8 protein-coding genes, 1 tRNA gene and 1 other RNA gene are annotated in these 7474 nt (G+C 62.4%); 8 read left to right on the top strand and 2 right to left on the bottom strand.

Going from position 1 to position 7474, the window contains the following annotated elements; all coding sequences use genetic code 11:
- A partial coding sequence (gene dbpA / locus JNL55_RS18990) for an ATP-dependent RNA helicase DbpA (RefSeq protein WP_293857210.1) occupies window positions 1–1323 on the top strand: 1323 nt, incomplete at its 5' end.
- Window positions 1324–1328: 5 nt separating this feature from the next.
- Entirely contained in the window at window positions 1329–2564 is a 1236-nt protein-coding gene (locus JNL55_RS18985; protein WP_293857207.1) for a DEAD/DEAH box helicase, read from the top strand.
- A 54-nt stretch (window positions 2565–2618) separates the two neighbouring features.
- Here the strand turns inward: JNL55_RS18985 and JNL55_RS18980 are convergent.
- Together JNL55_RS18980 and dapA are read right to left on the bottom strand one after the other, a co-directional pair.
- Window positions 2619–2710 (bottom strand) — tRNA-Ser (locus tag JNL55_RS18980).
- A 27-nt stretch (window positions 2711–2737) separates the two neighbouring features.
- Window positions 2738–3616 (bottom strand): 4-hydroxy-tetrahydrodipicolinate synthase, encoded by an 879-nt coding sequence (gene dapA, locus JNL55_RS18975; protein WP_293857204.1) that lies wholly within the window; start codon window positions 3614–3616, stop codon window positions 2738–2740.
- 151 nt (window positions 3617–3767) lie between these two features.
- Here dapA and JNL55_RS18970 point away from each other — a divergent pair, with 151 nt between their 5' ends.
- The 6 genes from JNL55_RS18970 to JNL55_RS18945 all read left to right on the top strand — a co-directional run.
- Window positions 3768–4295, top strand: coding sequence for a glycine cleavage system protein R (locus JNL55_RS18970; RefSeq protein WP_293857201.1), 528 nt, complete (start codon window positions 3768–3770; stop codon window positions 4293–4295).
- A 139-nt stretch (window positions 4296–4434) separates the two neighbouring features.
- Window positions 4435–4926, top strand: a complete 492-nt coding sequence (locus JNL55_RS18965) for a peroxiredoxin (RefSeq protein ID WP_293857198.1) — start codon at window positions 4435–4437, stop codon at window positions 4924–4926.
- Window positions 4927–5094: 168 nt separating this feature from the next.
- On the top strand, window positions 5095–6453 hold the full coding sequence (locus JNL55_RS18960) for a PhoH family protein (RefSeq protein WP_415923109.1): 1359 nt from the start codon (window positions 5095–5097) through the stop codon (window positions 6451–6453).
- Between the two features lie 2 nt (window positions 6454–6455).
- Window positions 6456–6944, top strand: a complete 489-nt coding sequence (queF, locus tag JNL55_RS18955; RefSeq protein WP_293857158.1) for a preQ(1) synthase — start codon at window positions 6456–6458, stop codon at window positions 6942–6944.
- An 81-nt stretch (window positions 6945–7025) separates the two neighbouring features.
- An RNA gene (gene ffs / locus JNL55_RS18950) (signal recognition particle sRNA small type) lies at window positions 7026–7122 on the top strand.
- A 23-nt stretch (window positions 7123–7145) separates the two neighbouring features.
- Window positions 7146–7474 (top strand): AAA family ATPase (locus JNL55_RS18945; protein WP_293857156.1); only part of this gene is annotated, 329 nt, incomplete at its 3' end.

Genomic DNA, 7474 nt, shown 5'->3' with positions numbered 1-7474 from the left:
GAAGTGGGCTATGTCGAGATGACGCCGGTGCAGGAGGCAAGCTTGCCTGGCATCTTGGCGGGGCGAGACGTGGTGGCGCAGGCGCGTACCGGGAGCGGCAAGACGGCGGCGTTCGCGCTGGGCTTGCTGTCGCAGCTGGATGCCAGCGTGATTCGGTTGCAAGCCCTAGTGTTATGCCCGACACGGGAATTGGCCGACCAGGTCAGTCGCGAGATCCGCCGGCTCGCCCGGTTCATCCCCAATGTGAAGGTGTTGACGCTGACCGGCGGCGTGCCGTTGCGTCCGCATCTGGCGTCGTTGGCGCACGAACCGCACATCGTGGTCGGCACTCCGGGCCGGATCCTCGAATTGCTGGAGAAGCGGGCGTTACCCCTGCAGGACCTGAAAGTGCTGGTGCTGGACGAAGCCGATCGCATGCTCGACATGGGGTTCGCCGATGCCATCGACGCCATTCTCGAGGCGACGCCAGAGCAGCGGCAGACTCTATTGTTCTCGGCGACCCTGCCTCGCTCGATTCGCGAGATCAGCACGCAGTATCAGCGCGACGCGCTCGACGTTACCGTCGACTCGGAGCCGGCTGAGGCGTCGATCGAGCAAACGTTCTTCGAAGTCGATCCTGAAGAGAAGGTGGCTGCGCTCGAGTCGCTGTTGCTGCACTACCGGCCGGAAACGGCGGTGGTGTTTTGTAACACCCGTAATGAAGTACGAGCGGTCGCCGAAGACCTGACCGAGCGGGGCTTTTCGGTGTTGTCCTTGCACGGCGAGCTGGACCAGCGCGAACGTGAAGAGATGCTGGTTCGCTTCGCCAATCGCAGCTGCACGGTGCTGGTGGCTTCCGATGTCGCGGCTCGCGGTCTGGACATTACCGACCTGGCGATGGTCATCAACTTCGAAATTGCTTCGGACGCCGATACCCACCTGCATCGAATCGGGCGCACCGGCCGTGCGGGGCGGCGGGGGCTCGCGCTCAGTCTTTGCTCGCTGCGTGAGATGTCGCGAACCAAGGTGATCGAACAACGCGCGGGTGAGCCGCTGACCTGGCGATCGGTGCCTGAGCATGCGGCCGACGCCGAACCGTTGTCGGCCCCGTTCGTGACGCTGGCTGTCGACGCCGGGCGCAAGGACAAGCTGCGTCCCGGCGATTTGCTGGGGGCGCTGACGGGTGAGGCCGGGCTGCCGGGCACGGCGGTCGGCAAGATCAACGTGTTTCCGACGCGCACCTATGTGGCCATCGATCGAGGCTCGCACATGCATGCGATCAAGAGCCTGCGTGCCGGCAAGATCAAGGGACGCACGTTTCGAATTCGCAAGATCGGCGAGTAAAGCGGATGACTTTTGCTTCCTTGGGGTTGTCGCCGCAATTGGTTCGCGCTGTCGAAGAGCGCAGCTACAGCGAACCGACGCCCATTCAGACAGCGGTGATTCCTGACGTGTTGCTAGGCCGGGACGTGCGGGCGTGTGCGCACACCGGTTCGGGCAAGACTGCGGCCTTCGCGTTGCCGCTGCTTCAACAGCATTCGGTACTGCCGCGTGAGATGCCGCTGCCGATTCGTTCGCTGATCCTGGTGCCGACGCGTGAGTTGGCTGCGCAGGTTGGCGAATCCTTCAGGCAATACGCGCGCTACCTGTCGACGCCGGTCAAAGTGCTGACGGTGTTTGGCGGCGTGTCCATCAATCCGCAAATGATGGCCTTGCGCGGTGGTGCGGACATCGTGGTTGCGACCCCGGGGCGGTTGTTGGATCTGGCGGATCACAACGCGCTCAGTTTGCGCTCGCTCACCACGTTGGTGCTCGATGAGGCCGACCGTTTGTTGGATCTCGGGTTCGCCGAGGAGCTGGAACGAGTGCTCAGCTTGTTACCCGAGCGCCGGCAGAATTTGTTGTTCTCGGCGACGTTTCCACCGGCGGTGGACGCGCTGGCTGACAAGCTGTTGCGCGATCCGCTGCGAGTGGATGTGCCTTCCACGGCGGCGACCGAGCCGGACATTCAACAGCGGACGATTTTGGTGGATGCGCCTCGTCGGACGCAGCTGTTACGTCACTTGATCGAAGAGCATGGCTGGACGCGCGTGTTGGTGTTCGTCGCCACCAAGTACTCGACGGAGCATGTCGCCGAGAAGTTGAGTCGGGCTGGGATTAAAGCGGCGGCACTTCATGGGGAGTTGAGCCAAGGTGCGCGGACTTGGGCTCTGGCGGATTTCAAGGCGCTGCGGTCGCAGGTGTTGATTGCCACTGATGTCGCTGCTCGAGGCATCGACATTGCTCAGCTGCCGGCGGTGGTGAACTACGATCTGCCGCGGTCGACTGAGGATTACGTTCATCGGATTGGCCGGACTGGGCGGGCTGGTGAGAGTGGCGTTGCCGTGAGCTTTGTGAGCGCGAGTACGGAAGCGCACATGCGGCTGATCGAGAAGCGGCAGGGCGTGCGGCTTACTCGGGAAATTGTTGTTGGGTTTGAGCCGAGTCAGGAAGAGGCAGCGGCTGCGCCGGCTGCCGGAAACGGCGGCGTGAAGGGCAAGCGCAAGAGTAAGAAAGACAAGCTGCGGGAGCAGGGGCTGAAGTAGCTGCCTGTCGCGGCGACAAAAACAAAAAAGCCCCGTTAGGGGCTTTTGTGTTTTTGGCGGAGAGACAGGGATTCGAACCCTGGAACACCTGTGAGGATGTTACTGGAATTCCAGTCCAGCGCCTTCGACCGCTCGGCCATCTCTCCGTTAGGGCGTGAAGGTTACACAAAGACTCAGGCGAACGCGATCCCCGCGGCCTGCATGGCTTCCAAAATTTGACCTTGGTACTGACGGGACAGCGGCACCAGCGGCAGGCGGACCGCGTCGGTGCACAGGCCCAGCTTGGCGGCGGCCCATTTAACCGGAATCGGGTTGCTCTCCACGAACATCGCCTTGTGCAAGACCTGCAGTTTCATGTCGAGCTTGCGGGCTTCGTCGCGCTTGCCGGCGAGTGCGGCGTCCATCACGGCGCGCACCTGGCGCGGCGCAATGTTGGCGGTCACGGAAATCACGCCATTGAAGCCGGCCAGCACGGCCTCGCAGGACAGGTCGTCATCGCCGGAGAACAGCGCGAGACGGCCGCCGACGCGGTTCAGCAGCTCACGGTTGCGTTCCAGCGAGCAGGCTTCTTTCAGGCCGATGATGTTGGGCAATTCCGTCAACCGCTGCACGGTTTCCGGCTTCATGTCGACCACGGTGCGGCCCGGGACGTTGTACAGGATGATGGGCACGTTCACGGCCTGCGCGATGGCTTTGAAGTGCTGATACAAGCCTTCCTGGGTGGGCTTGTTGTAGTAGGGCACGACCGAGAGGCAGGCATCGGCGCCGGCATCCTTGGCCAGCTGGGTCAGTTCGATGGCCTCGCGGGTGGAGTTGGCACCGGTGCCGGCGATCACGGGGATGCGCTTGGCAGAGCGTTCGACCACGCGTTTGACCACGCCGATGTGCTCTTCGACGCTCAGCGTCGGCGATTCGCCGGTGGTGCCGACGGCGACGATGGCATTGGTGCCGTTGGAAACGTGGAAGTCGACCAGACGGTCCAGGGCGCTGTGGTCCACAGAGCCATCCGCCTGCATCGGCGTCACTAGCGCCACGATGCTGCCGCTAAACATGGTCATCCTCGCTGGGGAAGGGGCGAGATCCTACCAAAGTTACGGCAGTTTAGACACGGCTGGGCGGCGTTGGCGGGGTAGATGAATTCGCGTGCCGACTGCCGCGCCGGTGCGTGTAAACTGGCGACCCGTAAACACTCAACAGGCAACGATGCAGTTCATCGTCATTTCCGCTCTCGGCAGCGATCGCACCGGTCTCGTCTACGACCTGACGCGCGTGGTGCTCGACTGCTCCGGCAACATCGTCGACAGCCGTATGAGTGCGTTGGGCAGCGAGTTCGCCATGCTGTTGCTGGTTCAGGGCAACTGGCACACCCTGGCCAAGCTGGAAACCGAGCTGAAAAAGCTCAGCGATGCTTCCGGCATCACCGTCAGCCTGCGCCGTACCGACCAGCGCCCGCCCCGCAAGGACGTGGTCACTTACTCGGTGGACGTGGTGTGTCTGGACCAGCCCGGCATCGTGCACAACCTGGCCGGGTTCTTCAGTGCGCGCGGTATCGATATCGCCGAGCTGAACACGCGAAGTTACGCTGCTGCTCACACCGGCGCACCGATGTTTTCCGTACAGATGGTGGTGCATGTCCCGGGTAAAATTCATATCGCAGCGTTGCGCGAGGAATTCATGGACCTGTGCGACCAGCTGAATCTCGATGCCATTCTCGAACCCGTGAAGTCCTAAACCGATGCCGGCAAAAAAGTCGTCCGCCGCAAAGTCGCCACTCCCAAAGTCGACGGCCCCAGCGAAAAAATCGGCCGCCAAAGCCCCTTCTAAAGCCCCGTCCAGAGCCAAAGCCAAGGCAGCGTCGAGCAGCAGCGCGATGCCAGGCAAAGCCAGCAGTGGCGGCGGCAAGCTGGCCATCGGCAAGAAGGTCCCGGCGTTCTCCAGCCTGGTCACTGGCGGCGGCTCGTGGAAGTCGAGCGCGGCAGCCGGCAAGAACGTGGTGATTTATTTCTACCCGCGCGACAACACCACCGGCTGCACGGCCGAAGGTGAAGCGTTCCGCGATCTAGCACCGGCGTTCAAAAAAGCCAACACGTTGATCTTCGGCGTGTCCACCGACAGCATCGCCTCGCACGACAAGTTCAAGGCCAAGTACAGCTTTCCGTTCGAGCTGTTGTCGGACCCCGAGCAGGCGCTGTGCCAGCTGTTCGACGTGATCAAGGAAAAGAGCATGTATGGCCGCAAGTTCATGGGCGTGGAACGCAGCACCTTCTTGCTCGACGGCAGCGGCGTGCTACGTCAGGAATGGCGCAAGGTGAAAGTGCCCGGGCACGCCGAGGCCGTGCTGGCAGCGGCCCAGTCGTTGTAATCGGCTCTGTAACAGAGCTTCGTTAACGTATCGGTCCCACCGTTCATAGGAGTGACGACAACCCTCATGGCCAGAGCCGAATCGAGCGAATCCAAAGGCGGCGACAAGCGCGCTCGCCCGGGCAAACGCGGCCAGCGACGTATCTTCGTGCTGGATACCAACGTGCTGATGCACGATCCGACCGCGATCTTCAGATTCGACGAGCATGACGTGTACATCCCGATGATCGTGCTCGAAGAGCTCGACGCGGGTAAGAAGGGTCTCTCGGAAGCCGCGCGCAACGTGCGCCAGGTGAGCCGCTTCCTGGATGAGTTGATGGCCGGCGCCGGCAAATCCCACATCGATGCCGGCCTGGAATTGCCGGCCGCCAAGTACGTCAAAGGCTCGAAAAAGTCGGCGGCGGGCCGGCTGTTCTTCCAGACCAAAGTGTTGAACAGCCCGTTGCCGGCGACGTTGCCGGGCCACGGTGCGGACAACGCCATCCTGGGTCAGACCTTGGCGCTGCAGAAGGAGTTTCCGGAAGCGCGGGTCACGCTGGTGTCCAAGGACATCAACCTGCGCATCAAGGCGTCCATCATCGGGGTCCACTCCGAGGACTATTACAACGACAAGACCATCGAAGACGCGGACCTGCTGTACACCGGTCTGCAGGAGCTGCCCGCCAACTTCTGGGAGAAGCATGGCAAGAACATGCACTCCTGGCAGGAGCACACGCGCACTTACTATCGAGTGCACGGGCCGATGGTGGGCGACTGGCACGTGAATCAGTTTCTGTACCAGCAGGACGCCAACGCTCTGGAAGCCATCGTGCGCAAGATCGACGGCAACGAAGCGGTGCTGGAATTGATTCGCGACTATCGCAGCGAACGCCACGGTATCTGGGGCATCACTGCGCGCAATCGCGAACAGAACTTTGCGCTCAATCTGTTGCTGGACCCCGAAATCGATTTCGTGACCATTCTGGGGCCGGCCGGCACCGGCAAGACGTTGCTGACCTTGGCCGCGGGCCTGGCGCAGACGCTGGAAAGCAATCGCTACAGCGAAATCATCATGACGCGCGTGACCATCCCGCTCGGCGAGGACATCGGCTTCCTGCCCGGCACCGAAGAAGAGAAGATGGAGCCGTGGATGGGCGCGTTGATGGACAACCTGGAAGTGCTCACGCAAAGCCAAGAGGGCGGCAATTGGGGTCGCGCGGCCACCAATGATCTGTTGCGCAATCGGATCAAGATCCGGTCGTTGAACTTCATGCGCGGCCGCACCTTCCTGAATCGTTATTTGATTCTGGATGAAGCGCAGAATCTGACCGCCAAGCAGATGAAGGCGTTGGTGACGCGCGCCGGCCCGGGTACCAAGGTGGTTTGCTTGGGCAATATCGCGCAGATCGATACGCCGTACTTGACCGAGACGACGTCCGGTCTGACCTATGTGGTGAATCGATTCCGGGATTGGTCGCACGCCGGGCACATCACGTTGCTGCGTGGTGAGCGCTCGCGCCTGGCCGATTACGCGTCCGAGATTCTGTAACCATGGCCAAGGGTTCAAAAAAGAAATCCGTGGCGGCGGTTGCTGAACACGTCAGCCAGCTGGGCGCGACTGTCGCCTTGCCGGCGTCGCCGGAACTGGCGCAGCTCGACCGGGTGCCCAATCCGCATCCGGACAAGCGGTATCTCGCGCGCTTCACGGCGCCCGAGTTCACGTCGCTGTGTCCGGTGACCGGGCAGCCGGATTTCGCGCATCTGGTGATCGACTATGTGCCCAAGCAGTGGCTGGTCGAGAGCAAGTCGCTGAAGCTGTACCTGGGCTCGTTCCGCAATCACGGCGCGTTCCATGAAGACTGCACCGTCGCCATCGGTGCGCGCCTGGCGGACTTCCTGAAGCCGCGCTGGCTGCGTATCGGCGGGTACTGGTATCCGCGCGGCGGCATCCCCATAGATGTGTTCTGGCAGACCGGAGCGCCTCCCAAGGACGTCTGGCTGCCCGACCAAGGCGTGCCGGGTTATCGCGGTAGGGGTTAAGTGCACCCCAGAGCCGTCAGCTCTGGTATATTCCGCCGCCGCATTCGACCGCCGATTTTCGTGGGCTTCTATGGCGGCTCGCGTCGGTTTCTCCGCGACGATCAGCCGCGAACCCCGCCAGGCCCGGAAGGGAGCAACGGTAACGGTGATATCGGGCGCCGGAGAAGCGCCGGCGCGGGCCGTCTCCATCAAGGTTCCCGCATGTCCTATCTAGCCCTGGCCCGCAAATGGCGGCCGCGTAGTTTTACCGAGCTGGCCGGCCAGGATCACGTCATGCGCGCGTTGGTCAATGCGCTGCAGACCGGGCGAGTCCATCACGCGTTTCTGTTCACCGGGACGCGGGGCGTAGGCAAAACCACGATCGCGCGCATTCTGGCGAAGTCGCTGAATTGCGAAACCGGCATGACGCCGACGCCGTGCGGGGTCTGTACCGCCTGTCGCGAAATCGATGAAGGCCGGTTCGTCGACTTGCTCGAAGTCGACGCCGCCTCGCGCACCAAAGTCGATGACACTCGCGAGCTGCTCGACAA

The sequence above is a fragment of the Steroidobacter sp. genome, assembly GCF_016790065.1.
GTDB lineage: Bacteria > Pseudomonadota > Gammaproteobacteria > Steroidobacterales > Steroidobacteraceae > Steroidobacter.
The sequence above is the reverse complement of the archived record's forward strand: the minus strand, read 5'-3'. Positions and strand labels throughout refer to the sequence as shown.